The sequence below is a fragment of the Janthinobacterium sp. EB271-G4-7A genome, assembly GCF_020858075.1.
Taxonomy (GTDB): Bacteria; Pseudomonadota; Gammaproteobacteria; order Burkholderiales; family Burkholderiaceae_D; genus Janthinobacterium; species Janthinobacterium lividum.
In genome coordinates this window covers 2,161,929-2,185,812 of the sequence record NZ_JACYMI010000001.1, presented here as the reverse complement: position 1 = coordinate 2,185,812, position 23,884 = coordinate 2,161,929, and the positions used below count along the sequence as shown (strand labels likewise).

The window sequence follows — 23,884 nt, the reverse complement described above, 5'->3', positions numbered from 1 at the left end:
CCTTCTGGCTTACAGGCCCAGGATCATCTGCGTGATGATGTTTTTCTGGATTTCATTCGAGCCGCCATAGATCGATGTCTTGCGGTAATTGAAGTAGTACGCGGCCAGCGGCGCGGCCAGGTCGTCGCCGCCAGCGCCGTGCGGCGCGCTGCCGTCAAGGAATGCCGGATCGAACGGCAAGGCTTGCGGGCCGATGGCTTCGACCATCAGTTCCGTCAGTTGTTGCTGCAGTTCCGAACCGCGCACCTTCAGCATCGATGCCTGCGGCCCCGGTCCCTTGCCTTCTTCGCTGATGACGCGCAAGACCGTCATTTCCAGCGCCATCAATTCGATTTCCAGGGTAGCCACCTTGACCGCAAAGGCGGGATCGTGCAGCAGCGGGGCGCCGCGCTTGCTCTGCTGCATGGCCAGCTGCTTGAGGAAAGTCAGCTCGCGTTTGGAGCGGCCCACGGCGGCGATGCCCGTGCGCTCGTGCCCCAGCAGATACTTGGCGTACGTCCAGCCCTTGTTTTCCTGGCCGACCAGGTTGCTGACGGGCACGCGCACGTTGTCGAAAAAGACTTCGTTTACTTCGTGTTCTTCATCGAGCATGATGATGGGGCGCACGGTGATGCCCGGCGTTTTCATGTCGATCAGCAAGAAACTGATGCCTTCCTGCTTGCGCACCGTGCTATCCGTGCGCACCAGGCAAAAGATCATGTCCGCGTGCTGGCCCAGCGTCGTCCAGGTTTTCTGGCCATTCACGATGTAGTGGTCGCCGTCGCGCTGGGCCGTGGTTTTCAGGGAAGCGAGGTCGGACCCGGCGCCCGGCTCGGAATAACCCTGGCACCACCAGTCGTCGCAGTTCAGGATGCGCGGCAAATAATATGCTTTTTGTTCGGCGTTGGCGAAGGCCATGATGACGGGCGCCACCATGTTGATGCCGAAAGGCAAAATCGGCGGCGTGGCGGCGCGCGCGCACTCGTCTTCCCAGATGTGGCGCTGCACGGACGTCCAGCCCGTGCCGCCATGTTCGACGGGCCAGGCCGGCGCGGCCCAGCCTTGTTGCGCGACAATCTTGTGCCAGCGCACGTAATCGTCGCGGTTCAGGCGCAGATGCTGGCGCACCTTGCGCTGCAAGTCCGCCGGCAGATGGGTGTCGAGGAAGGCGCGCACCGTGTCGCGGAAGGCGCTCTCCTCGGCCGTGTAATGCAGGTCCATGTCTGTCTCCTTGTTCTTATCGGTTGCCGTGATGACTGCACGCAAGGAAGCTCAGCGCACAAAAAAGCACGACCGTTCTCAAGGATTGTACAACAGATTGGGAGGCGCGCCAGGCCTTTTACACAGGCTGGCGCGCAAGGGAAGCGGGTGGAATTGGCTGACTGCTGGCCTTGGGACCGCGTCTAGGTGTGCGACAGGATATTAATGAGCTTGCCGAAAGGGTCGCGCACGAAAAACCGCCTGACACCCCAAGGTTCATCGGCAGGACCATATTCAATGGGAAACCCCGCCCCACGCATGCGTGCCAATGCGGCATCCACGTCATCGACTTCAATGGAAAGGTCGGGCACAGCGGTATTCGAGCCGCCTTCCGTCGCGAAGCTCACTTGCACGCTCATCTCGCTTTGCGAACCATACGTCATGATCCAGCCGTGGTCCATCAACAGGCTCAGACCCAGCACGTCCTGGTAAAACGTCCGCGCCAGGCCCGGATCCGACGCCGGGAAATTTGCAACGATACGCTTGACTTGCATATTTTTCCTCCATGTCCATATAAGTCCAACCCTGCTCAATATCGCCCTCCACGTCTCCAGACGTGTCCGCTTCTGGCGTGATGGCCACTTGACGCGATTACCTGTCAAGCAACATCCCCCGTAACAACAATTCCAATGCCGCCACTCCTTTTATCAGACGCGCATTGCCTTCCTCACCTTCTGCGATCCAGAGCGCCGCTTCTGCCAGACTGCCGTAGATCATCGAAGCCAGTGCTTCTGGGCAAGCGTCGGCCACGATGCCTCGGTGAATCAGCTGCTGGATAAGCTTTTGCATCGACTCGAGGCAATGGCGCTGCGAGTCCGGTGAAGCGCCACCGAGGACCGCCCTCGCATCGCGTAAGACGATGCGCTGAATCTCCGGTTCCAGGGCCATCTCCAGATAGGCACGGCAGCGGCTGCGAAAGCCTTCCCACAAGTCTTCGGCGCTGTCGGAGATGGCTTGCAGGCGGCCATCCATTTCCGCATCGATTTGCTCCACTACCGCCAGCAGCAAGCCCTTCTTGTCGCCGAAGTGATGATACAGGGCGCCACGCGTCAGGCCAGCCTGCGCGGTAAGGTCATCCATTGACGTGTCGGCATAACCGCGCTCGCTGAACACTTTGCGGGCCGTGGCCAGCAACGATGCTCGGGTTTCTTCCATTTCCACACGGGTGCGGCGAACCATTGCTTCCTCCTTGCATACGTAGTGCATGATCGTTTACATACATCGCGTATGAATATATACTATTCATACGCGATGTATGTATTATCACTGCGACGTATCTCCATTGCAAGCAGGGCATGCGCCGTTTATCGAATGATCACATGAAGGATATGAACCATGAGTACGTCTGCCTGCGCTGCCGCACAACCCCGTGTCCGCCACCCTTGGCTGGCGGTCTGCGCCGTCGGCATGGCCACCTTTTCGGTCGTGACGACAGAAATGCTCCCGGTCGGCCTGCTGACGCCAATTGCTGACACCCTGGGCACCTCCACGGGAACCGCCGGCCTGATGATCTCACTGCCAGCATTGCTGGCGGCCATGTTTGCGCCGCTGGTCGTGGTCGCATCGGGCAGCCTGGACAGGCGCAAGATTCTCTGTGGTTTGCTGACACTATTGGTGCTCGCGAACATTGCCTCGGCCCTGGCGCAGAACATGGCGTGGATGCTGGCTGCCCGTGTTCTCGTCGGGTTTTGCATGGGCGGCATCTGGGCCATCGCCGGCGGCCTCGCTTCCCGCCTGGTTCCTGCGCGCTCGACCGGCCTGGCAACGTCGATCATCTTCGGTGGCGTGGCGGCCGCTTCCGTGCTGGGCGTGCCGCTAGGCGCACAAATCGGCGACGTTGCAGGATGGCGCTGGGCCTTCGGCGCCATGGCGCTGTTCAGCAGCCTGGTACTGGCGCTGCATCTGGCCGTCATTCCCGCACTGCCCGCTGCCGGTGCGGCAAGCTTGCGCCAATTCGGCAAACAGCTGCGCAACAGGCAGTTGCAAGCGGGGCTGCTTCTGACCCTGTTGCTGGTGACCAGCCATTTCATGGCCTTTACCTTCGTGCGCCCGCTACTGCTGTCCATGTCGGGGTTTGATACGCAATGGCTGGGCGCGCTGCTGTTTGCCTATGGCTGCGCGGGCATCATTGGAAACTTCCTGGCCGGTGTCGTGGCGGCGCGGCGCACGGCGACTACCATCGTCGCCATCTCGGGCGGCCTGCTGCTCACGCCGCTGCTGTTCCTGGCTGTCGGCGACTCCGGCATCGGCGGCGGCGTGGTGTTGCTGGCCTGGGGACTGGCCTACGGTGGCGTATCGGTCGGCCTGATGACCTTGATGATGAAGGCGGCGCCCGGGGCCGTGGAGATCGTCGCCGCGCTGTATGTCGGTGTCTTCAATATCGGCATTGCGCTCGGGGCGTGGACCGGTGGCCAGGCCGTGGACAGGCTGGGCCTCTCAGCCAACCTGTGGCTTGCCGCAGGATGCGCCGCTGCCGCCTTGCTGCTGTCTTTTGGCATCCGCTTGGTTGATGCCGACAAGCAGCCTGGCCCTGCAAGAGACTGACTTTGGCCGCAATCAGCCGTACAGATGCAGCAGCACCTGCACGGCCACAATCTTGACGATGGTCATGCTGGGGAAAATCATGGCGTAGCCCAGGTTCGGGCGGTCCGACTTGGCCAGGCGGTTGGCGAACACCAGCACGGCCGGGTTGCCCGTGGCGCCTGCCGCGATGCCCAGCAATTCAGGAAACGGCAGGCGCAGGAAGACCTTGCCCAGGATCACGACAAGGGCCACCACCACCAGCACCGTCACGGCGCCCAGCGCCAGCATGGGCAAGCCGTCGGCGCCCACCTGCTGCACGAAGGGCAAGCCGGACGCCATTCCGACGGAAGCGAGGAAAATCGTCAAGCCATAGTTGCGCATCACCAGGTTGGCCGACAGCGGCAGGCGCCAGCTGATCCGGCCCACCCTGCCCAGGCGGCCCAGGATCAGCGCCATCACCAGCGGCCCGCCGGCCAGGCCCAGACTGAACGAACCGATCCACGGCAAAGGGATCGGTACCAGGCCCAGCAGCACGCCCAGCACCATGCCCATGCCCAGCGAGACATAGCTGAACTCGGCCGTGGCCGTGATGGAATTGCCGAACAGCTTGCGCACATCGGCCGCATGTTTCGCCGGCGCAATGGCCATCACCCTGTCGCCGAATTCCAGGGTCAGGAACGGATGCGGCAGGATCATGGCGTCGCCGCGGCGTATGAATGCGATCTGCAGGGGGAAGTCTTTCGACAGGTCCAATTCGCCCAGGGGCACGCCGACGATTTCCGCGTCCGACACGAACACTTCCGTGCCGTCGAACGCGCTGCGGTCCTTCATCAGCCGGCCCGGGTCCAGGTGGCCCAGCGCCGTGCGCGCCGCCTCCACGCCCGCCACCGTGCCCGACACCATCAGCGCGTCCCCGACGCCGAGCACGAGGCCAGGGTCGGGCAAGCGGTTCTGGTGCCCCTGGCGCACGCCGATCACTTGCACGCCAGCCAAGGGGCCGTCGGCCAGTTCGGACAGGGCCGCGCCCGCCAATGTTGCTGCATCGATGGTAATTTCGGACACGACGATGGGTGCCGGCGGCGGCGTCAGCACGGGTTTCAAGATGCGCCCGGCCAGGTACAGGCCCAGCATGGGACCGACAACGCCGAACGGATACGCGACGGCATAGCCGACGGCCGCGTCGCCATTGCCGTGCGACGCTTCCAGCGCCGCCTGCAAGGCAGCCGTGCTGGTCATGGCGCCGGCAAACACGCCGCTGGCCATGCGCAGAGAAATGTCAATCCACTGCCCTCCCCAGACAGACACGGCCAGGCCGCCCATGACGGCAATAAAAGCGATCAGATTGTGTTTCTGCCCCGCACCGCGCAAACCGGCGAAAAACTGCACGCCATACTGCACGCCTATGCCATACAGGAACAGCAGCAGGCCGATGGAGCCGACCATCGGCGGCGGCACGGCGCCGGGGGCAAACGCGCCCAGCGCCAGCCCCGCGAACAGCACGCCGCCCACGCCCAGAGAAAAGCCGAACACGCTGATGCGCCCCAGCGCATAACCGGCGCCGATGACGAGAAACAGGGCGAGAATGGGCGTGGACTCCAGCGTGTGGCGAAATAATTGAAGCATCAGGCAACCTTGGTCTGGGGAAGGCCCAGTTTAGCATGCACAAAAGCAACACGATGGCGATGATGACAAGCAAGCGTGCGCAGGTTTGTACCTGAAAAACGGGCAAAAAAAAGCCCGCTATGAAAGCGGGCTGAATCTAATTCCTGTGAGGAAGTAGAGGAGACAGGTGAATGATGCCGCATCGCAGCATATCATTCCAATTGCATGTTGTGATGATGGAAATATGATTTATCAATATCTGCCCTCTCCCCGCACCGGCAGCCACTCACGCGGCTTGCCGCCCCGCCTCCTCGCGCAGCGCCTGCCGCACGGCGGGACGCTCGCCGACGCGTTCGACCAAGCGCCTCACTTGCGGGAAGGCCAACAAGTCCACCTGCGTATGCGCCGACCAGCCGAGGATGGTGTACAGATAGGCATCCGCGATGGAATAACGCTCGCCCAGCAGATACGGCCCGCCGGCCGCCAGTTGCCGCTCGACATAATCGAGGCGTGCGGCCAGGCGTGAGCGGGCCACGTCCTGCGCCTGCGTGCCGTATTCCGGGTGGAACAGCCAGGGGCTGAACACCTTGTGCAGCTCGGTGGCAATAAACCCCAGCCACGATTGCAGTTGCACGCGCGCCAGGGAGCCCGGCGGCGGCGCCAGGCCGCTGTCCGGCGCCAGGTCAGCCAGGTATTGCACGATGGCCGTGCCCTCCAGCAAAATGGTGCCATCGTCCAGCGCCAGCGCCGGCACATACAGGTTCGCATTCACCTGCGCGTAGTCGGCGCCCGTTTCCGTGACGCGTGGAATCTTGCGAATATCGACTCGTTCCAGCTCCAGCGCGATGCCCGCCTCGATGGCCACGATGTGCGGCGACAAAGAACACGTTCCCGTTGCGTAATACAGTTTCATGATTACTCCTCGAAAAATTACACGGACGCGGGATCAAGTTTTTCCACGTCGATGCCGTATTTGGCGATGGCCTCGCCAATCTTGCTGCGCGGCACCTGGCCCCCATCAGCCAGCGCCACCAGGGCGGCCAGCACGATGAAATGGCGGTCCACTTCAAAGAAGGTGCGCAAGGATTCGCGCGTATCGGAGCGGCCGAAGCCATCCGTGCCCAGGGCAACGAAGCGCCGGTCGTGCACGAAGGGGCGCACCTGGTCGGCCACGATCTTCATGTAGTCGGTGGCGATCACCACCGGGCCTTGCCGGCCGGCCAGGCATTGCGCGATATACGGCACGCGGGGCGCGCTGTCCGGGTGCAGCATGTTCCAGCGCTGCACGGCCAGGCCGTCGCGCCGCACTTGCGTCAGGCTGGTGGCGCTCCATACGTCGGCCGCCACGCCGAAATCCTGCTGCAGCAGCACGCTGGCGGCCAGCACTTCGCGCAGGATGGAACCGCTGCCCATCAGTTGCACGCGCGGCGCGGCTGCCGTGGGTGCTGCCGGACTTTCCTGCAGCAGATACAGGCCCTGCAAGATGCCCGCCTCGGCGCCTTCCGGCATGGCCGGATGCGGATAGTTTTCGTTGAGCAAGGTGATGTAATAGAAAATATCCTCTTGCTCGGCAAACATGCGGCGCATGCCGTCGTGGATGATCACGGCCAGCTCGTAGGCATAGGTGGGATCGTAAGAGATGCAGTTGGGAATCACGGACGACAGCACGTGGCTGTGGCCATCGTCGTGCTGGAGTCCCTCCCCCATCAGTGTCGTGCGTCCCGACGTGGCGCCCAGCAAGAAGCCGCGCGTGCGGGCATCGGCGGCCGCCCAGGCCAGGTCGCCCACGCGCTGCAAGCCGAACATCGAATAGAAGATGTAGAACGGGATGGTGGCCAGGCCATGGTTGCTGTAGGACGTGCCGGCGGCGATCCAGGAGGAAATGGCACCCGATTCGTTGATGCCTTCCTGCAATATCTGCCCATCCTTGGCTTCCTTGTAATAGCTGAGCTGGCCCGCATCCTGCGGCGTGTACAGCTGGCCCAGGTAGGAATGGATGCCGATCTGGCGGAACAGGCCTTCCATGCCAAACGTGCGCGATTCGTCGGGCACGATGGGCACGATGATCTTGCTCAAGGCGGGATCTTTCAGCAGGGTGCCGAGGATGCGCACGAAGGCCATGGTCGTGGACGCGCCCCGCTCGCCGCTATCCTTGAGCTGGGTGGCGAACGCGGACAGCGGCGGTATGGGCAGGGGCGCCACCTTGCTGATGCGGGCGGGAATGTAGCCGCCCAGCTGCGCCCGGCGCGCGGCGAAGTAACGCCCTTCCTCGCTGTCCGGCGCCGGCTTCAGGTACGGCATTTCTTCCAGCTGAGCATCGCTGACGGGCAGCGCGAAGCGGTCGCGGAACGCGCGCACGGCGTCGGCACTCATCTTTTTCAGCTGATGGTTGATATTCTGCCCTTCGCCCGCCTCGCCCATGCCGAAGCCCTTGACGGTCTTGGCCAGGATCACGGTGGGCCGGCCAGTCGTGCGCATGGCTTCCGCGTAGGCCGCGTGGACTTTTTCGGGATCGTGTCCGCCGCGCGTCAGCTGCCAGATTTCGTCATCCGTCATGTGCGCCACCAGCGCCAGCAGTTCCGGATACTTGCCAAAGAAATGCTCGCGCACATACGCGCCATTCTGCGATTTGAAGGTCTGGTAATCGCCGTCCACGCATTCCATCATGCGCTGACGCAACAAACCGCTCGTGTCGCTCTGCAATAACGCATCCCAGCCGCTGCCCCAGATGACCTTGATGACATGCCAGCCCGCCGCGCGGAAGGTGCCTTCCAGTTCCTGGATGACCTTGCTGTTGCCGCGCACGGGGCCGTCCAGGCGCTGCAGGTTGCAGTTGACGACAAAGATCAGGTTATCGAGGCGCTCGCGGCCGCCCAGGGAAATGGCGGCCAGCGATTCCGGCTGGTCCATCTCGCCATCGCCGAGGAAAGCCCACACCTTGCGGCCCTGGTGCGGCTTCATGTCGCGATACTCGAGGTAACGCATGAAACGGGCCTGGTAAGCGGCCGTCAGCGGCCCCAGGCCCATCGATACCGTCGGGAATTGCCAGAAATCGGGCATCAGACGGGGATGCGGATACGACGACAGGCCCTCGCGGCCCGCTTCGCGGCGGTAGTTGTCCAGCTGCGCTTCCGTGACGCGGCCTTCCAGATAGGCGCGGCCATAGATGCCAGGCGCGGAATGGCCCTGGATGTAGACCAGGTCACCGGCAAACTGGTCCGTATGACCACGGAAGAAATGGCTGAAGCCCACGTCGTACAGCACGGCCGCCGACTGGTAGGTGGCGATGTGGCCGCCCACGTTCGAGTGCTTGGCAGCGCGCAGCACCATCACCATGGCGTTCCAGCGGATGTAGGCATTCAGGCGGCGCTCGATGGCCAGGTCGCCCGGATAAGCGGGCTGGCGCGCCGTGGCGATGCTGTTGGTGTAGGCGGTGGTGACGCGGCCGTGCATGCCGCCGTGCTGGGTGCTATCCAGATCGACGAGCTGGTCGAGCAGGTAGTGGGCGCGCGGACGCCCTTCCACGGCGACGACGGCCTGCATCGCCTCCAGCCATTCTTTGGTTTCCTGCGGATCGATATCGGGTACAGCGAGGGATGGGGTCATGGCAGTCTCCTGGGGGTGGGCATTCATCGTCATGATCGATTGCCATTGCAATCATTGCATTTGCAATCGTTATGCCGGCCATTGTATAGCGCTATAATTGCATTTGCAACTGTGATCGTTCTGGAGGAATACCGATGTCTGCAACTGAGCCTGCAAGCAAGTCCGCAACCGCGCCCGACCTGTGGTTTTCATTCGTGCGCACGCACCGCTTGATGATCCGCGAAATCGAACGCCGTCTGGCGGCGGCCAAGCTGCCCGTGTATGCGTGGTATGACGTGCTGTGGGGACTCGAAAGCGGCCCGGACGGTTCGCGCCGCATGCATGAACTGGCCGACGCGCTGGCCATCGAACGCTACAACCTCACGCGCCTGGTGGACAAGCTGGAAACGGACCGGCTGGTGACGCGCACGCGCTCGATGGAAGACGGGCGCGCCGCCTTTGTCTCCATCACGGAAGACGGAAAAATCCTGCGCAAGCAAATGTGGGCCGTGTACCAGGCCACAGTGGCCGACCTGTTCCTGGCGCAATTTGACAGCGGCGAGCAGCAGGACTTCAGCGCCGCCCTGGCGCGCGCCGCCGAAGCGGCGCGCGGCGCAGGCCAGAGCAAGGTTCAGAGCAAGGCGTAGCGCCGCAGCGCGTAATCGACGAACTGCAGGGGCAGCGCGCCATCGTCGGCCAGCGCTTTCAGCGCGGTGACGGCCAGCCATGGCGCACTCGTTTCCATCCGGGTATCGGCACCGACGGCGATGAAGCGCCCGCGCACGCAGCCGCCGATCTGGCCCGCGATATACTGCCCGTAGCCGGTGACGGCGATGACGGGCGCGGCACTGTCATCGAGGCAACGCCGCACATGGGCCAACCTTGGCGTGACGCGCGGGTGGAGCAGGTTCCACTGTTCCGCCGCCTGCGCATCGCGCGCCAGGCGCGTATAGCTGGGGCAACTCCACACTTGCGTGGCAATATCCCAGTCCTCCTTCAGCAGGCGGGCGGCAGCGGCAACGACGGCCAGCATCCTGCCCGCCCCGCACAGACGCACCCGGCCTGGTGCAGGGCCCGGCGGCGACACGCGGTACATGCCCAGGCTGGCCGCTGCCGCATCGGCGGCCGACAGGGGCGCTACCACATCCGCATCTTCATCCGCATCGTCATCATGTGTGGCCAGATAGTAATAGCCAGGCCGCTGTTCCAGGTACAGCGTTTCCAGTGCCGAGCGCAGGATGGCGCGCACTTCCTCTCCCGTCGCCGGGTCGAACGGCATGCAATTGTGCTGCGCGGCCAGCCAGGCGGGCAGCGCGGGCTGCACGCCTTTCGGCCAGTGCGAGGCTTGCGTTTCCGCATCATTACAGACGATGCCACGCTCACCCGACTCGGCCAGCACCGCGCGCAAGGCCGGCAGCGAGGCGGGGCTGCACAGGTAGAGCAGCGGCTTTTCCGCCTGCGTCGCGCCATGCCGGTAGCGCACAGTCCAGGCACCCGCGGACGCTCCCACTTCCCATGCGTCGCCGTCCGAGAACGGCGGCGCGTGCGTGCCCACCTTGCGCATCCGCGCCACCACGGCGCCGCTCTGCTTCAGGCTGCCCGCCATGGCGCCCAGCGCGCGGCGCGGCGAAGCATGTGCCAGTGGCAAGCCCGACGCAGGCGCCAGCGCGGCCATGCAGGCTTGAAAGGCGCGGCCCGTTTCGCCGCCTGGCAGTGGTGGCTGGGAAAATGAAGGGGGCAAATGCATGGCGGCTCCTGTCTCGGTATCGCTTGCGCAAGGCAGACATTGCCTATACGATTGCAAATGCAATTATTGTAGTTGCAATCCTTTGCGCGAGCAAGGGACACGAGAGCCAACCGGAGTTCCTGCCTTCAAGGTGAAAAATGACGCTGAACAATTCTGAAACCGTGCGCATGGCCTACGCCGTGAAACTGACGAATGCGCAAGTCGAAGCGGCCAAGCGCCTGTATGCCGCGCATTTCGGCGCCACGGACAACCCGCAGGCGATGGCCGCCATCATCGCGGCGCTGGCGCGCAACTACAGTTCCGCCGTGGCGGCGAATGTGCTGTAGCCCATCACGCATGATGCATGATGCATGACACGGGCAAAAAAAAGCCCGCTACGGGAGCAGGCTGAATCTAATTCCTGTGAGGAAGTAGAGGAGACAGATGCATGATGCCGCATCGCAGCATCATTATCCAATTGCATGTTGTGATGACAGAAATACGATTGTTCTATATCTCAGCCATAGCGGCCTCCCCTGCTCCTGCGATCCTTATGCCACGTTGTCGCCGCGCAAGGTTTTCGCTGCCGCCACCATGTTGGCCAGCGCGGGGATCACTTCTTTCCAGCCGCGCGTCTTCAGGCCGCAATCGGGGTTGACCCACAGGCGCTGGGCGGGAATGCGCTCGGCCGCCTTGCGCATCAGTTTGACCATCTGTTCCTGGCCAGGAATATTCGGCGAGTGGATGTCGTAGACGCCAGGGCCGATTGCGTTCGGATAGTTAAAGTCATCGAAGGCATCCAGCAATTCCATGTCGGAGCGCGACGTTTCAATGGTGATGACGTCCGCATCCATGTCGGCGATCTGCGCGATGATGTCGTTGAATTCCGAATAGCACATGTGCGTGTGGATCTGCGTCTCGTCGGCCACGCCATTGGCCGTGATACGGAACGATTCCACGGCCCAGCGCAGGTACTCGGCCCACTGGGCTTTACGCAGTGGCAAGCCTTCGCGCAATGCCGCTTCGTCGATCTGGATCACGCGGATGCCGGCCTGTTCCAGGTCCTGCACTTCGGCGCGCATGGCCAGCGCCAGCTGGTGGCACGACACGGAACGGGGCTGGTCGTCGCGCACGAAAGACCAGTTCAGGATGGTGACGGGGCCCGTCAGCATGCCCTTCATCGGCTTGTCCGTCAGCGACTGGGCGTAGGTGCTCCACTCGACCGTCATGGCGCGCGGGCGGCTGATGTCGCCGAACAGGATGGGCGGCTTGACGCAGCGCGAACCGTACGATTGCACCCAGCCGAACTGGCTGAAGGCGTAGCCGTCGAGCTGTTCGCCGAAATACTCCACCATGTCGTTGCGTTCCGCTTCGCCGTGCACGAAGACGTCCAGGCCCAGGGTTTCCTGTTCCTTGACGCAATGCGCGATTTCCGCCTGCATCAACTGCTTGTAGCTGGCTGCATCCAGCTGGCCGCTACGAAACTGGCTGCGGGCCTGGCGGATTTGGGCCGTCTGCGGAAACGAGCCGATGGTCGTCGTCGGGTACAGCGGCAGTTGCAGCAGCGCGGCTTGCTTGGCGGCACGCTCGGCATAGCCGCCGGCGCGCTGGCCCAGGCTTGCGTTGCTGCGGGCCACGGCCGCCTTCACTGCGGGATTGTGCACGCGCGGCGACTCGCGGCGCGCTTGCACGGCCGCATGATTGACGTCCAGCGCCGCTTGCACGGAAGCACGGCCATTATTCAGCGCACCGGCCAGGGTGCGCACTTCATCGAGCTTTTGACGGGCAAAGGCCAGCCACGACCGGATATCCGTATCCAGCTGTTGCTCACTGTCCAGGTCGACTGGCACGTGCAGCAGGGAGCACGACGGCGCGATCCACAGGCGCGACTGCAGGCTGGCGTGCACGGGTTCCAGCCACGCCAGCACTTCCGTCAGGTCCGTCTTCCAGATATTGCGGCCATTCACCACGCCCAGCGACAAGACGCTGGAACTTGGCAATTGCGCGATCACTTGCGCCACTTCCTCGCGGGCGTTGACGGCATCCAGGTGCAAGCCTTGCACGGGCAGCTTGCACGCCAGTGCCAGGTTATCTTGCAGCTTGCCGAAATACGTGGCCAGCAGCAGTTTGACGTTGTTGACCTTGCTCAAGGCAGCGTAGGCCGTGACCAGCGCCTGCTGCCAGGCGCTGTCCAGTTCCGTGACGAGTACCGGTTCGTCGATCTGCACCCACTCCACGCCCTGGTCGGCCAGTTCCTGCAACAGTTGCACATAGACGGGCAGCAAGCCTTGCAGCAGCGCCAGCTTGTGGGAATCGTCCTTGGCCTTGCCCAGCCACAAATAGGTGACAGGGCCGATCAGCACGGGCTTGGCTTTCACACCGAGCTGGCGCGCTTGCGCCAGTTGCTGCAACAGGCGGCTGCTGTCGAGCTTGAACTGCGTGTCGGCCGCAAATTCCGGCACGATGTAGTGATAATTGGTGTCGAACCATTTCGTCATTTCGCCAGCGTGGATGCAGCTGCAATCGCTGTCGCTGGCCGAGCGGCCACGGGCCACGCGGAAATAGTTGTCGAGCGCTGCGCCAGTCAGGTGGCGCACGCGCTGCGGCAAATTACCCAGGGTAAAGCTCAGGTCCAGCACCTGGTCATAGAAGGAAAAGTCGCCCACGGGCGCCATGTCCAGCCCGTCCTGGTCTTGCCAGTGGCGCTGGCGCAGTTCGGCGCCCCAGCCTTCCAGCGCGGCCAGCGTGCTGTCGCCTGTCCAGTAGTCTTCCAGTGCGAACTTCAGTTCGCGTTTGGCGCCGATGCGCGGGTAGCCCAGATTATGTGTCGTGACGGTCATGGTGGTAGTGCCTCCTGGTGAAGTATGGAGACATCATAGAGGCTTTCATCCATGAAAAATAATGGTAAAACTTCATGCATCCATTATTAATATTCATGTGAGCCTCGGCTCGAATGCGGCGGGGCGCAGGCAAAAAAAAGCCCGCTGCGGGAGCGGGCTGAATCTAATTCCTGTGAGGAAGTAGAGGAGACAAGTGCATGATGCCGCATCGCAGCATAGCTATCCAATTGTATGTTGTGATGATGGAAATATGATTCGTCAATATCTGCCGTCAACCGTGGCCATCAGGCACTGGCCCGCGCGATCAGCTGGTAGGCCAGCGGCGCCAAGGCTGGCGGCGCGGCGCCCTCGTCCACTTCGCCCAGGCGCTGCAGGATGGCCTGTGCAGCCAGGCGGCCGATGTCATAGCGCGGTACGCGGATCGTCGTCAGCGCAGGCATGAGTTTTTCCGAGAACGGGAAGTCGCCGAAGCCCGCCACCGCGCATTGCTCGGGAATGCGGATGCCGAGGCGCGCCGCTTCGTAGATGGCGCCTGCCGCCATGTTGTCGTTGGCAAAAAACAGGGCGTCGGGACGCTCGGCGCGCGCCATTTGCTCGCTGAACACTTGCCCGCCCGCGTCGAGCGGCGCCGTCACCAAAGCTTGCACGATTTCAGGACGCAAACCCAGCTGCCGCATGGTTTCCTCATACCCCTGGGCCCGCTTGCGCGCGCGGAAATCGCTGCCGATGCCGCTGTCCACATACACGATGCGCCGGTAGCCTTGCGCGTGCAAGTACAAGGTCATGTCGCGCCCCGTGGCGATATGCGAAAAGCCGATTTGCGGATACGGCCGCTCGGGGCGGATATCCCACGTTTCGATGACGGGAATCTGCAAGCCCGCCAGCAAGGTTTCCGTGGCGGCGCTGTGGTCGGCGCCCGTCAGCACCAGCGCGCGCGGCGACCAGCCGAGAAAGGCGCGCACCACCTTCTCTTCCGTCTCGATCGAATAATCGTGGGTGGCCAGCAGCAACTGGTAATTGTGCTGCGACAAGGTGGTCGACAAGCCCTGGATGGTTTCCGCAAAGATGGAGTTCGACACGCTGGGCACGATGGCGCCCACGATGCGGCCCTGGGTCGACGCCAGGCCGCCGGCCGCCTCGTTGCGGATGTAGCCGAGCTGGTCGATGGCGCTCTTGATGCGCTCGCGCGTTTCCTGCGACACGCGGTCCGGCTCCTTGAAATAGCGCGATACGGAAATGGCCGAGGTCTGTGCCAATTTGGCCACATCGAACACGGTGCTGCGGCCGAGGCCACGCCGCTTGCGTACTGGGTCGTTCATGGGTACTGCCTTCTCAAAAATCGGTGATCACCACGCATCATGCCATGGCCGGCGGCACAGGGGATGCCAGAGTGGCGCCGGTGTGCCATGGCTCGCCGCGATACTGGCAGGCCGGGCCGCAGAAATTCCACCCTGGAAATTGGTGCCAATGAAATCATGCCGATAGTGTAATGGCTGCGCGCGGCAAGATGCCAGCCGGCGCGCATTCTCCCTGCATTAAATCTGTTGACAGCCCCCTGCGATTCAAATTATATTTCGCTGTACTTGCAATGTTAGCGCTAACAAAGACTGACAGCAAGGCCCGAGACAGCCGTACTGGAACGCCATACGCAGCGCGCCAGGCAACCAAAAAGGACACACATTGAGCTCCGCTACCTCCCGCCGCACGCTGGAATCCCTGCGCAGCCAGCGCTGGCTGGCCCCAGACGACATGCGCTCGTTCGCCCACCGCCAGCGCCTGCAGCAGATGGGCCTGCGCCGCGAGGAATTCCTCGACCGCCCCGTCATCGCCATCATCAATACCTGGAGCGACCTGTCGCCATGCCACTCGCACCTGCGTGAGCGGGCAGAAGCCGTCAAACGGGGCATCCTGCTGGCCGGCGGCTTCCCCGTCGAGCTGCCGGCCCTGTCGCTGGGCGAAGTGATGGTCAAGCCCACCACCATGATCTACCGCAACTTCCTCGCCATGGAAACGGAGGAACTGCTGCGCTCGCTGCCCATCGACGGCGCCGTGCTGCTCGGCGGCTGCGACAAGACGACGCCAGGCATGCTGATGGGCGCCATCAGCATGGACATCCCCGCCATCTTCTGTCCTGCCGGCCCCATGCTCAACGACCGCTACCGCGGCCAGAGCGTGGGCGCGGGCACGCATACCAAGAAATTCTGGGACGACTACGTGGCCGGCGACATCGCCAAGCCCGAGTGGATCAAGCTGGAAGCGAAGATGACGCGCTCGCCCGGCACCTGCAACACCATGGGCACGGCGTCCACCATGACGTCCATCGTCGAAGCGATGGGCTTTACCTTGCCGGGCGCCACCAGCATCCCCGCCATGGATGCCAACCACGTGCGCATGGCCTCGCAATGCGGCGAGCGCATCGTCGGCATGGTGTGGGAAGACTTGAAACCGTCGCGCTTCTTCACCCGCGCCGCGCTGGCCAACGGCGTGGCCGCCTACATGGCGCTCGGCGGTTCGACCAACGCGGCCATCCACCTGGTCGCCATCGCCGGGCGCGCCGGCCTGGCCCTGTCGCTCGATGAAATGGATGCGATGGCGCAAAAAGTACCGGTCATCGCCAACCTGTTCCCGTCCGGCGACAAGCTGATGGAAGATTTCTTCTATGCGGGCGGCATGCCGGCGCTGCTCAAGGAAATCGCGCCGCAGCTCGATTTGACGGCCTTGACGGTGACGGGCCGCAGCCTGGGCGAGAACATCGCCGACGCCGTCTGCCTGGACGACAGCGTCATCCGCAAGGTGTCGCAGCCGGTGGCCGATGGCGCGGCGCTGGCCGTGCTGCGCGGCAACCTGTGTCCTGGCGGCGCCGTCATCAAGCCATCGGCCGCCAATCCGAAGTTCGCCAAACACCGCGGACGCGCCCTCGTATTCGACTCGAACGCGGAGATGCTGGCACAAATCCACGCACCCGACCTCGATATCGATGAAAACACGGTCTTGATCCTGCGCAATGGCGGCCCCATCGGCGCGCCCGGCATGCCGGAATGGGGCAATCTGCCGGTGCCGAAAAAGCTGCTGCAGCAGGGTATCCGCGACATGGTGCGCATCTCGGACGCGCGCATGAGCGGCACCCATTACGGCACCTGCGTGCTGCACGTGACGCCGGAAGCGGCCGTCGGCGGTCCGCTGGCGTTGGTACGCAACGGCGACATGATAGTGCTCGACATCGCCGCGCGCACCCTGAACATGGAGGTAACGGACGAGGAACTGGCGCGCCGCCGCGCCGAGTGGCAGGCGCCGGCGCAAAAATATGCGCGCGGCTACACCAAGCTGTACATGGAGCACGTGACGCAGGCAGACCAGGGCTGCGACCTGGACTTCTTGCTGGGCAACGCCGCCACGCCGGAGCCGCCGATCTTCTGACGCCGCCGCCTTCCCTACCTATATTAGAGAGCACAACTATGGATATCCTGGACAACCGTTTCCGCGCCTTGCTGGCGGACAAAGCAGTACCGCTGGGCAGCTGGCTGATGGCCGGCACGCCCGTGACGGCCGAAGCCATGGGCTGCGCCGGCTTCGACTGGCTGGTGCTGGACATGGAACACGTGCCCATCGACTACCAGGACGCCTACCAGATCCTGCAGGCAGTCGGCGGCACGCCGGCCTGCCCCGTCGTGCGCCTGGCCTGGAACGACCTGGTGCAGATCAAACGCGCGCTCGACATCGGCGCGCAAACCCTGATGTTCCCGTTCGTGGAACATGCCGGCGAGGCGCGCAGCGCCGTGGCCGCCACCCGCTATCCGCAGCCCGGCCAGGCCATTCCCGGCACGCGCGGTTTTGCCGCCATGCACCGCGCCAGCCGCTATGGCACCGTGCCCGACTACGCCACGCGCGCCAACGGCGCCGTCTTCTCGATTATCCAGCTGGAAACCCCGGCCGCCCTGGCGCAGCTGGAAGAAATCGCCGCCGTCGATGGCGTCGACGCCCTGTTCGTGGGACCGGGCGACCTGTCGGCCGCCATGGGCCATATCGGCAATATCGGCCACCCGGACGTGCAGGCGGCCATTGCCGACGCGGCCCGCCGCGCGCGCGCCATCGGCAAACCCATCGGCATTGTCGGCCCCTCGCCGGAAATGGTGCACACTTTCATCAGTTACGGCTATGACTACGTGGCCATCGCTTCGGACATGGGCATGATGATGCGCCAGGCCAATGCCTTTATCACGGCCCTGAAACCGTCGCTGGCGAAAGCCCTCGACACGGGAGCCTACTAATTATTCTGTTGCGACACACTGTTGCAACGCACTGTTGTAAAGCACATAACGCGCTCAGACGCGTCATTCGCATCTTTTGGAGACAAGCATGTCAGGTGTAAAACTGGAAAAGGTCGTCAAGAAGTACGACAACGGCGTCGAAGTCATTCATGGCATCGACCTGGAAATCAAGCAAGGCGAGTTCGTCGTCTTCGTGGGCCCTTCGGGTTGCGGAAAATCAACACTGATGCGCATGGTCGCGGGGCTCGAATCCATCACGGGCGGCACCATCTCTATCGAGGGACAGGTCGTCAACGACTTGCCGCCGCGCGAACGCGACATCGCCATGGTGTTCCAGGACTATGCGCTGTATCCGCACAAGTCCGTGTTCGACAACCTGGGCTTTGGCTTGAAACTGCGCAAGTTCCCCAAGGCGGAAATCGAACAGCGCGTGCGCGCCGCCGCCACCATCCTGAAAATCGACCACTTGCTCGACCGCAAGCCGCGCGCCCTGTCCGGCGGCCAGCGCCAGCGCGTGGCCATGGGCCGCGCCATCGTGCGCCAGGCCAAGCTGTTCCTGTTCGATGAGCCGCTGTCGAACCTGGACGCCCTGCTGCGCTCGGAAATGCGCACGGAAATCAAGAAGCTGCACCAGCGCATCGGCGCCACCACCATTTACGTCACGCATGACCAGGTCGAGGCGATGACCCTGGCCGAGCGCATCGTCGTACTGTCCGGCGGCAACATCATGCAGGTCGGCACGCCAGACCAGATCTACAACGAGCCTGTGTCGAAATTCGTTGCCGGTTTCACGGGCTCGCCGCCGATGAACTTCCTCGGCGCCAAGGTGGCGCGCAACGGCGCCGGCCAGGCCGAGATCGTGCTGGGCGCGGCCCGCCTGGCCCTGCCGCTCGAGCGCCAGGCCGCATGCGGCAAGCTCGACGGCCGCGCAGTGGAATTCGGCATCCGCCCGGAAGACATCACGCTGGAAGCGGCCAGTCCCGCCAGCGCCGCACTGGCCGCGACAGTCGTGGTGGTCGAACCGCTGGGCGCGGAAACCCTGGTCATCTTCCAGTGCGAAGGCGGCGAATTGACGGCGCGCCTGCCGCCCACGTTTGCCCTGGCGCCGGGACAGCAAGTCACGGTACAGCTGGACATGGAGAAATTCCATCTGTTCGATCCGCAAGGGGGCGCGGTACTGCCCTCCCGATAAGCCGCGAACGACCGGCATACCCATTCCAAAAACAGGAGACAACATCATGCGTATCAAATCCCTCGTCCTGGCGCTCGGCGCCACCTTCGTCCTCGCTACCGGCGCGCACGCGCAAACCGTCAAGGTGTTCGTCGGCGGCCAGGAGCGCCCCGAAGTCATGCGCGAACTGTTCGCCAAATTCATGGCCGCCAATCCCGGCGTCAAGATCGACCTGGAAACGGGCGGCGCCACGTCCGAATTGCAGCAGAAATACCTGAACACGGTGCTGTCGGCCGGCGACACCACCCTGGACGTATTCCTGATCGACATCATCCGCCCGGCCCAGTACGCGTCGGCCGGATGGATCGAAAGCCTGGACAAATACCTGGGCGCCGACCGCGACAAGATCATGGGCCAGTACTTGCCCGCCTACAAGCAAGCCAATATGGTCGACAACAAGGTCGTGGCCCTGCCCGCCTTTGCCGACGCCATGTTCCTCTACTACCGCAAGGACTTGCTGGCCAAGTACAAGCTGGCGGCGCCGAAAACCTGGGATGAACTGGCCAGCGTGGCGCGCACCATCCAGGCCGGCGAAAAGAATCCGGAATTGCAAGGCATCAGCTTCCAGGGCAAAGCCATCGAAGGCGCCGTCTGCACCTTCCTGTTGCCGTACTGGAGCCAGGGCGGCGAACTGGTCACCAATGGCAAGCTGACCCTGGACAAGCCCAAGGCGGAAGCGGGCCTGGCCATGTGGCGCAAGCTGGTCGACCAGGGCGTGGCAAAGAAAAACATTGCCGAAGTGGCCACCGACGATACGCGCAAGGAATTCCAAGCCGGCAACGTGTTGTTTGCCGTCAACTGGGGCTATGCCTGGAATCACTTCCAGGATGGCGCCGACAGCAGCGTGAAAGATAAGGTTGGCGTCGTCAGCCTGCCGGCCATGGCGGGCGGCAAACCTGCCTCGTGCATCGGCGGCTGGCAGTGGGCCGTGTCTTCATTCTCGAAAAACAAGGAAGCATCGGCCAAGCTGGTGCGTTGGCTGTCGAGCCCGGAAGTGTCGAAGCAGCTGGCCATCAAGGCATCCAACCTGCCCGTCTACCCGTCCGTCTACCAGGACAAGGAAGTACTGGCCGTCAATGGCTGGTTCGCCGATGCCTTGCCGGTGGTGCAAAGCGCCCGTTCGCGCCCCGTCACGCCGCGCTACAGCGAAGTGTCCGAAGCCGTGCGCGTCAACACGAATGCCGTGATGGCGGGCGTGAAAACGCCGGCGGCGGGCGTGGCCGAGATCGAAAACCGGGTCAAGCGCATCCTGCGCTAAGGAGACCGAACCCGTGCCGCCACGACGGCGGCGCGGGCGGCACACGCATACGCACACCGCAACAGACGAGGAAATCATGAGGCAACGCACCCTGAAAAGCCGCATCACGGACCCCAGCGAAACAACGCTGGCCTGGGTCCTGCTGACGCCGGCGATTCTCTTTTTACTGCTGATCGTGGCCTACCCGGTCAGCAAACTGATCTATAACAGCTTTTTCGACATCCGCCTGTCCGGCGGCAGCCTGCCCAGTTTCGTGGGCCTGGACAACTACAAGATGGCGCTGGAAGACAGCCTGTTCTGGAAGTCCTTGAAAAACACCGTCATCATCACCGTCGTCACCGTGCCGGGCGCGCTGGTGGCGGGCCTGGGCCTGGCCATGCTGGCCAACATGCCGTTCAAATACCGCTGGCCCGTGCGCCTGGCGCTGCTGCTGCCGTGGGCCTTGCCGCTGGCCTTCGTCGGCCTGATCTTCGCCTGGTTCTTCCACAGCGAATACGGCCTGGTGAACGACATCATCCGCCGCATCGACCTCTTGATCCCCGGCCTGGGCTGGGAACCGCAGATCTGGTTCAACTCGCCCGCGCTGACCATGGCCGCCATCTGCATCACGACCATCTGGAAAACCTCGTCGTTCATGGCGCTCATTTTGCTGGCCGGCCTGCAAACCATCCCCGCCTCGCTGTATGAAGCGGCCGAAGTGGACGGCGCCAGCAAATGGAAGCAATTCACGGAAGTGACCCTGCCCCTGCTGGTGCCGTCGATGCTGGTGGCGCTGATCTTCCGCACCCTGACGGCCATTCAGTCCTTCGATATTCCCTACAACATGCCCGGCCCTGGCGACGAAACCAAGACCCTGGCCATGTATATCCAGTCCAATACCGTCGACTACCTCGACGTGGGCTACGGCTCGACCCTGGCGGTCTTCATGTTCCTGCTGTCGATGGCCACCACGTTTGTGTATCTGAAATATGTAAGAGGAGACAAAGAATGAGCGGCCTATTTTCATCGAAGCGCCTGCGCTGGTTCGCCGCCGCGATCGTCATCCTCAACGGCGTCTTCCCCGCCCTGTGGATCCTGTTTACCTCGCTCAAGACCGAGAGCGAACTGACGCAAAAGCCGATCACTTACTGGCCGCACGAACCGACCATCGGCAATTTCATCTCCGCCTTCCAGGACCAGCCGCTGCTGACATTCCTGACCAACAGCCTGATCGTGGCCGGCCTGTCGACCCTGCTCAGCCTGTTCATCAGCGCGCTGGCCGCGTATGCGATTGCCCGCTTGCGCCTGCGCTTCCGCGGCCTGATCCTCACTGCCATCATCGGCGTGTCGATGTTCCCGCTGGTGACGCTGATGGTGCCATTGTTCGAAATCATGCGCAGCCTGGGCTTGCTCAATTCCTACTGGGCGCTGGTGCTGCCGTACACGGTGCTGAACCTGCCCATCTGCACCCTGATGATGGTGAGCTTTTTCCAGGATATCCCGCGCGACATCGAGAACGCGGCCATGCTCGACGGCTGCACCCGGTTGAGCGCCCTGTGGCGCATCGTGCTGCCGCTGGCCGCCCCTGGCGTGGCGACGGCCGCCATCCTCGCGTTTGTAAATTCCTGGGACGAGTTCCTGCTGGCGCTGTCGATGAATTCGGCCGTGGCCTACCGCACCCTGCCCGTCGGCATCCAGCTGTACCAAGGCGAGTTCGCCTTCCCGTGGCCGATCATTTCGGCGGCACTGGTGGTGGCCATCGTGCCCATCGTCGTGCTGATCGTGATCTTCCAGGAAAAGGTCGTCAGCGGCCTGACCTCGGGCGGCTTGAAGGGCTGAGAATGGACCACCAGTCTCCCTTCACCCTGGCGCACGGCGACTGCCGCGCCGACGTCCACCCGGCCACGGGTGGCGCGCTGGCGGCTTTCCGCTGGCGCGGGCGCGACATCCTGCGCGCCGCGCCAGCCGCTGCCGACGTGCGACAGATGGCCTGCTACCCTTTGGTGCCGTATTCGAACCGCATCGGCAACGCCGTGCTGCAGGCGCAGGAACAGGCGCATGCACTGCGCGCCAACTTCCCGCCCGAGCCGCACAGCATCCACGGCTTCGGCTGGCAGCGCGCCTGGCACGTGGCGGCGCGTGCGGACGACAGCGCCGAACTGCTGCTGGTGCACGGCAGCGACGCCGACTGGCCGTTCGCCTGCGAAGCACGGCAAACCGTGCTGCTCGACGCTGCCGGCCTGCGCCTGACTTTATCCGTGCGCAATGAAGATACGCGCGCCATGCCCGCCGGCCTGGGTTTTCACCCCTACTTTCCGCTGGCGCCCGGCCTGCGCCTGCAGGCGCAATGGGATGGCGTGTGGAGCATGGGCGATGACCACTTGCCGGCCGGCCTGGCGCCCGTGGCGCAAGCGTCGCCATTCGCCACGCCACAGCCGGTGGCCGGCTGGCGCAGCGACCATTGCTACAGCGGCTGGACGGGCCGCGCCAGCCTCGATTACGGCGACTACAGCGTGCAGCTGTCAGCCAGCGAGAATTGCCGCCACCTCGTGTGCTTCGCGACCAATGACGAGCGCAGCTTCATCGCCATCGAACCCGTCACGCACGCGAATAACGCGTTTGCGCTGGCCGCGCGCGGCGCGCGTGACACGGGCATGCGCTTGCTGGCGCCCGGCGAGAGTCTGCACATCGCCATGCGCCTGGCCATCGAGGAGAGCCAGCATGCGTGAATGGCAAGCCGAACTCGTGCTCGACGCGCGCGCCCAGCTGGGTGAATGCCCGCTGTGGAGCGTGGCCGAGCAGTGTTTGTACTGGATCGATATCGCCGGGCGCCGCCTGCACCGCTACGATCCGGCCACAAGCCTCGACCGCGTCTGGTGGGTGCCGTGCGAGCCGGGCTGCATCGCCCTGGCTGAAAAGGGCGGCCTGGTGGCGGCCCTGCGCGACGGTTTCTACCGCTTCTATCCGCAGGAAGGCTTGCTCGACAAGCTGACCGACGCCCCCTACGACAGCCGCGACATGCGTTTCAACGATGGCCACTGCGACAGCGCCGGGCGTTTCTGGGCCGGCGCCATGTACGAGCCGCGCACGGCGGAACTGGCTGCCATGTTTTGCCTGGAACGGGGCGCCACGCGCCTGGGCTGGGGGCCGCAACAGGATCTTGGCGTGAAAGTCAGCAATGGCCTGGCCTTCGCGGCCGATGGCCAATCGCTGTTCCAGTCCGACACGCCGAACCACGTGATCTACCGTTTCGCCTTTGACGCGGCCAGCGGCCAGGTGGGCGAACGCAAGGTGTTTGCCCGCCTGCCCGCCAAGGGCGAGGACGCCGTGTACGGCGGCCGCCCCGATGGCGCGGCGCTCGATGCCGAAGGCTGCTACTGGAGCGCGCAATACGAAGGCGGCCGGGTGCTGCGCTTTTCGCCGCAGGGAGAGATCATCGGCATCGTGCGCGTGCCCGTCACGCGCCCCACCATGATCGCCTTTGGCGGCGCCGACCTGCGCACCCTGTACATCACCAGCGCGCGCGAAGGCGCAAGCGACGACGAACTGGCGCGCCAGCCGCAGGCCGGCGGCCTCTTTGCCGTGCGCCTGGACGTGGCCGGCCGCCCCGAACCCCTTTACCGGGATTGATAT

At 63.7% G+C, this 23,884-nt stretch carries 20 protein-coding genes; 11 read left to right on the top strand and 9 right to left on the bottom strand.

The features are described from left to right. Positions 1-9: 9 nt before the first annotated feature. The 3 genes from IGS58_RS09910 to IGS58_RS09900 form a co-directional block, all read right to left on the bottom strand. Complete coding sequence (locus tag IGS58_RS09910) at positions 10-1,200, bottom strand: acyl-CoA dehydrogenase family protein (protein ID WP_230521226.1); 1,191 nt, start codon at positions 1,198-1,200, stop codon at positions 10-12. 182 nt (positions 1,201-1,382) lie between these two features. Next, a complete protein-coding gene (locus IGS58_RS09905) occupies positions 1,383-1,733 on the bottom strand; it encodes a VOC family protein (protein WP_034781067.1) in 351 nt (116 codons plus the stop codon). A gap of 97 nt (positions 1,734-1,830) precedes the next feature. Continuing rightward, positions 1,831-2,418, bottom strand: a complete 588-nt coding sequence (locus IGS58_RS09900; RefSeq protein ID WP_230521225.1) for a TetR/AcrR family transcriptional regulator — start codon at positions 2,416-2,418, stop codon at positions 1,831-1,833. A 156-nt stretch (positions 2,419-2,574) separates the two neighbouring features. Here IGS58_RS09900 and IGS58_RS09895 point away from each other — a divergent pair, with 156 nt between their 5' ends. Beyond that, positions 2,575-3,783: an MFS transporter gene (locus IGS58_RS09895; RefSeq protein WP_230521224.1), complete on the top strand. Its 1,209-nt coding sequence runs from the start codon at positions 2,575-2,577 to the stop codon at positions 3,781-3,783. Positions 3,784-3,795: 12 nt separating this feature from the next. On the opposite strand, the gene IGS58_RS09890 is transcribed toward IGS58_RS09895, so the two are convergent. The 3 genes from IGS58_RS09890 to aceE form a co-directional block, all read right to left on the bottom strand. Beyond that, on the bottom strand, positions 3,796-5,385 hold the full coding sequence (locus IGS58_RS09890; RefSeq protein WP_230521223.1) for an aspartate:alanine exchanger family transporter: 1,590 nt from the start codon (positions 5,383-5,385) through the stop codon (positions 3,796-3,798). A gap of 265 nt (positions 5,386-5,650) precedes the next feature. After that, on the bottom strand, positions 5,651-6,277 hold the full coding sequence (gstA, locus tag IGS58_RS09885; RefSeq protein ID WP_230521222.1) for a glutathione transferase GstA: 627 nt from the start codon (positions 6,275-6,277) through the stop codon (positions 5,651-5,653). Between the two features lie 17 nt (positions 6,278-6,294). Next, a complete protein-coding gene (gene aceE, locus IGS58_RS09880; RefSeq protein ID WP_230521221.1) occupies positions 6,295-8,970 on the bottom strand; it encodes a pyruvate dehydrogenase (acetyl-transferring), homodimeric type in 2,676 nt (891 codons plus the stop codon). 134 nt (positions 8,971-9,104) lie between these two features. On the opposite strand from aceE, the gene IGS58_RS09875 reads away from it, so the two are divergent. After that, on the top strand, positions 9,105-9,596 hold the full coding sequence (locus tag IGS58_RS09875; RefSeq protein WP_099388098.1) for a MarR family winged helix-turn-helix transcriptional regulator: 492 nt from the start codon (positions 9,105-9,107) through the stop codon (positions 9,594-9,596). On the opposite strand, the gene IGS58_RS09870 is transcribed toward IGS58_RS09875, so the two are convergent. Further along, a complete protein-coding gene (locus IGS58_RS09870) occupies positions 9,581-10,696 on the bottom strand; it encodes a transketolase-like TK C-terminal-containing protein (protein ID WP_230521220.1) in 1,116 nt (371 codons plus the stop codon). The genes IGS58_RS09875 and IGS58_RS09870 overlap by 16 nt on opposite strands. Before the next feature lie 137 nt (positions 10,697-10,833). Between IGS58_RS09870 and IGS58_RS09865 the strand changes: the two genes are divergently transcribed. Further along, positions 10,834-11,022 carry a hypothetical protein gene (locus IGS58_RS09865; protein ID WP_034781057.1) on the top strand — a complete coding sequence of 63 codons (189 nt, stop codon included), beginning with the start codon at positions 10,834-10,836 and terminating at the stop codon, positions 11,020-11,022. Positions 11,023-11,226: 204 nt separating this feature from the next. Here the strand turns inward: IGS58_RS09865 and metE are convergent, their stop codons facing one another. Next, positions 11,227-13,515, bottom strand: coding sequence for a 5-methyltetrahydropteroyltriglutamate--homocysteine S-methyltransferase (metE, locus tag IGS58_RS09860; protein WP_230521219.1), 2,289 nt, complete (start codon positions 13,513-13,515; stop codon positions 11,227-11,229). 284 nt (positions 13,516-13,799) lie between these two features. After that, a complete protein-coding gene (locus IGS58_RS09855) occupies positions 13,800-14,834 on the bottom strand; it encodes a LacI family DNA-binding transcriptional regulator (RefSeq protein ID WP_151096265.1) in 1,035 nt (344 codons plus the stop codon). Positions 14,835-15,264: 430 nt separating this feature from the next. Between IGS58_RS09855 and araD the strand changes: the two genes are divergently transcribed. The 8 genes from araD to IGS58_RS09815 all read left to right on the top strand — a co-directional run bounded on the left by araD (position 15,265) and on the right by IGS58_RS09815 (position 23,881). Next, positions 15,265-16,932: an L-arabinonate dehydratase gene (araD, locus tag IGS58_RS09850; RefSeq protein WP_230522223.1), complete on the top strand. Its 1,668-nt coding sequence runs from the start codon at positions 15,265-15,267 to the stop codon at positions 16,930-16,932. Positions 16,933-16,970: 38 nt separating this feature from the next. Next, positions 16,971-17,783, top strand: a complete 813-nt coding sequence (locus tag IGS58_RS09845; protein WP_230521218.1) for an HpcH/HpaI aldolase family protein — start codon at positions 16,971-16,973, stop codon at positions 17,781-17,783. Between the two features lie 88 nt (positions 17,784-17,871). Further along, on the top strand, positions 17,872-18,975 hold the full coding sequence (locus IGS58_RS09840; protein WP_070256740.1) for an ABC transporter ATP-binding protein: 1,104 nt from the start codon (positions 17,872-17,874) through the stop codon (positions 18,973-18,975). Between the two features lie 46 nt (positions 18,976-19,021). Beyond that, a complete protein-coding gene (locus IGS58_RS09835) occupies positions 19,022-20,272 on the top strand; it encodes an ABC transporter substrate-binding protein (protein WP_034778560.1) in 1,251 nt (416 codons plus the stop codon). Between the two features lie 76 nt (positions 20,273-20,348). After that, positions 20,349-21,263 carry a carbohydrate ABC transporter permease gene (locus IGS58_RS09830; protein ID WP_034755235.1) on the top strand — a complete coding sequence of 305 codons (915 nt, stop codon included), beginning with the start codon at positions 20,349-20,351 and terminating at the stop codon, positions 21,261-21,263. After that, the gene (locus IGS58_RS09825) at positions 21,260-22,090 is read left to right on the top strand and encodes a carbohydrate ABC transporter permease (RefSeq protein WP_034755232.1); all 831 of its coding nucleotides are present in this window, start codon (positions 21,260-21,262) and stop codon (positions 22,088-22,090) included. Before IGS58_RS09830 ends, IGS58_RS09825 begins: the two co-directional genes overlap by 4 nt. 2 nt (positions 22,091-22,092) lie before the next feature. After that, positions 22,093-22,980, top strand: coding sequence for an aldose 1-epimerase (locus IGS58_RS09820; protein ID WP_230521217.1), 888 nt, complete (start codon positions 22,093-22,095; stop codon positions 22,978-22,980). Beyond that, positions 22,973-23,881, top strand: a complete 909-nt coding sequence (locus tag IGS58_RS09815; RefSeq protein WP_230521216.1) for an SMP-30/gluconolactonase/LRE family protein — start codon at positions 22,973-22,975, stop codon at positions 23,879-23,881. The genes IGS58_RS09820 and IGS58_RS09815 overlap by 8 nt, the downstream gene beginning before the upstream one ends. Positions 23,882-23,884: the final 3 nt, after the last annotated feature.

What these genes read in the sequence shown, in the direction of transcription:
- aceE (WP_230521221.1), bottom strand. Translation starts at nt 8,970, where the DNA reads ATGACCCCATCCCTCGCTGTACCCGATATCGATCCGCAGGAAACCAAA.
- IGS58_RS09865 (WP_034781057.1), top strand. Translation starts at nt 10,834, where the DNA reads ATGACGCTGAACAATTCTGAAACCGTGCGCATGGCCTACGCCGTGAAA.
- IGS58_RS09900 (WP_230521225.1), bottom strand. Translation starts at nt 2,418, where the DNA reads ATGGTTCGCCGCACCCGTGTGGAAATGGAAGAAACCCGAGCATCGTTG.
- IGS58_RS09840 (WP_070256740.1), top strand. Translation starts at nt 17,872, where the DNA reads ATGTCAGGTGTAAAACTGGAAAAGGTCGTCAAGAAGTACGACAACGGC.
- IGS58_RS09845 (WP_230521218.1), top strand. Translation starts at nt 16,971, where the DNA reads ATGGATATCCTGGACAACCGTTTCCGCGCCTTGCTGGCGGACAAAGCA.
- IGS58_RS09890 (WP_230521223.1), bottom strand. Translation starts at nt 5,385, where the DNA reads ATGCTTCAATTATTTCGCCACACGCTGGAGTCCACGCCCATTCTCGCC.
- IGS58_RS09830 (WP_034755235.1), top strand. Translation starts at nt 20,349, where the DNA reads ATGAGGCAACGCACCCTGAAAAGCCGCATCACGGACCCCAGCGAAACA.
- IGS58_RS09870 (WP_230521220.1), bottom strand. Translation starts at nt 10,696, where the DNA reads ATGCATTTGCCCCCTTCATTTTCCCAGCCACCACTGCCAGGCGGCGAA.
- IGS58_RS09855 (WP_151096265.1), bottom strand. Translation starts at nt 14,834, where the DNA reads ATGAACGACCCAGTACGCAAGCGGCGTGGCCTCGGCCGCAGCACCGTG.
- IGS58_RS09895 (WP_230521224.1), top strand. Translation starts at nt 2,575, where the DNA reads ATGAGTACGTCTGCCTGCGCTGCCGCACAACCCCGTGTCCGCCACCCT.
- gstA (WP_230521222.1), bottom strand. Translation starts at nt 6,277, where the DNA reads ATGAAACTGTATTACGCAACGGGAACGTGTTCTTTGTCGCCGCACATC.
- metE (WP_230521219.1), bottom strand. Translation starts at nt 13,515, where the DNA reads ATGACCGTCACGACACATAATCTGGGCTACCCGCGCATCGGCGCCAAA.
- IGS58_RS09910 (WP_230521226.1), bottom strand. Translation starts at nt 1,200, where the DNA reads ATGGACCTGCATTACACGGCCGAGGAGAGCGCCTTCCGCGACACGGTG.
- araD (WP_230522223.1), top strand. Translation starts at nt 15,265, where the DNA reads ATGCGCTCGTTCGCCCACCGCCAGCGCCTGCAGCAGATGGGCCTGCGC.
- IGS58_RS09815 (WP_230521216.1), top strand. Translation starts at nt 22,973, where the DNA reads ATGCGTGAATGGCAAGCCGAACTCGTGCTCGACGCGCGCGCCCAGCTG.
- IGS58_RS09875 (WP_099388098.1), top strand. Translation starts at nt 9,105, where the DNA reads ATGTCTGCAACTGAGCCTGCAAGCAAGTCCGCAACCGCGCCCGACCTG.
- IGS58_RS09835 (WP_034778560.1), top strand. Translation starts at nt 19,022, where the DNA reads ATGCGTATCAAATCCCTCGTCCTGGCGCTCGGCGCCACCTTCGTCCTC.
- IGS58_RS09905 (WP_034781067.1), bottom strand. Translation starts at nt 1,733, where the DNA reads ATGCAAGTCAAGCGTATCGTTGCAAATTTCCCGGCGTCGGATCCGGGC.
- IGS58_RS09820 (WP_230521217.1), top strand. Translation starts at nt 22,093, where the DNA reads ATGGACCACCAGTCTCCCTTCACCCTGGCGCACGGCGACTGCCGCGCC.
- IGS58_RS09825 (WP_034755232.1), top strand. Translation starts at nt 21,260, where the DNA reads ATGAGCGGCCTATTTTCATCGAAGCGCCTGCGCTGGTTCGCCGCCGCG.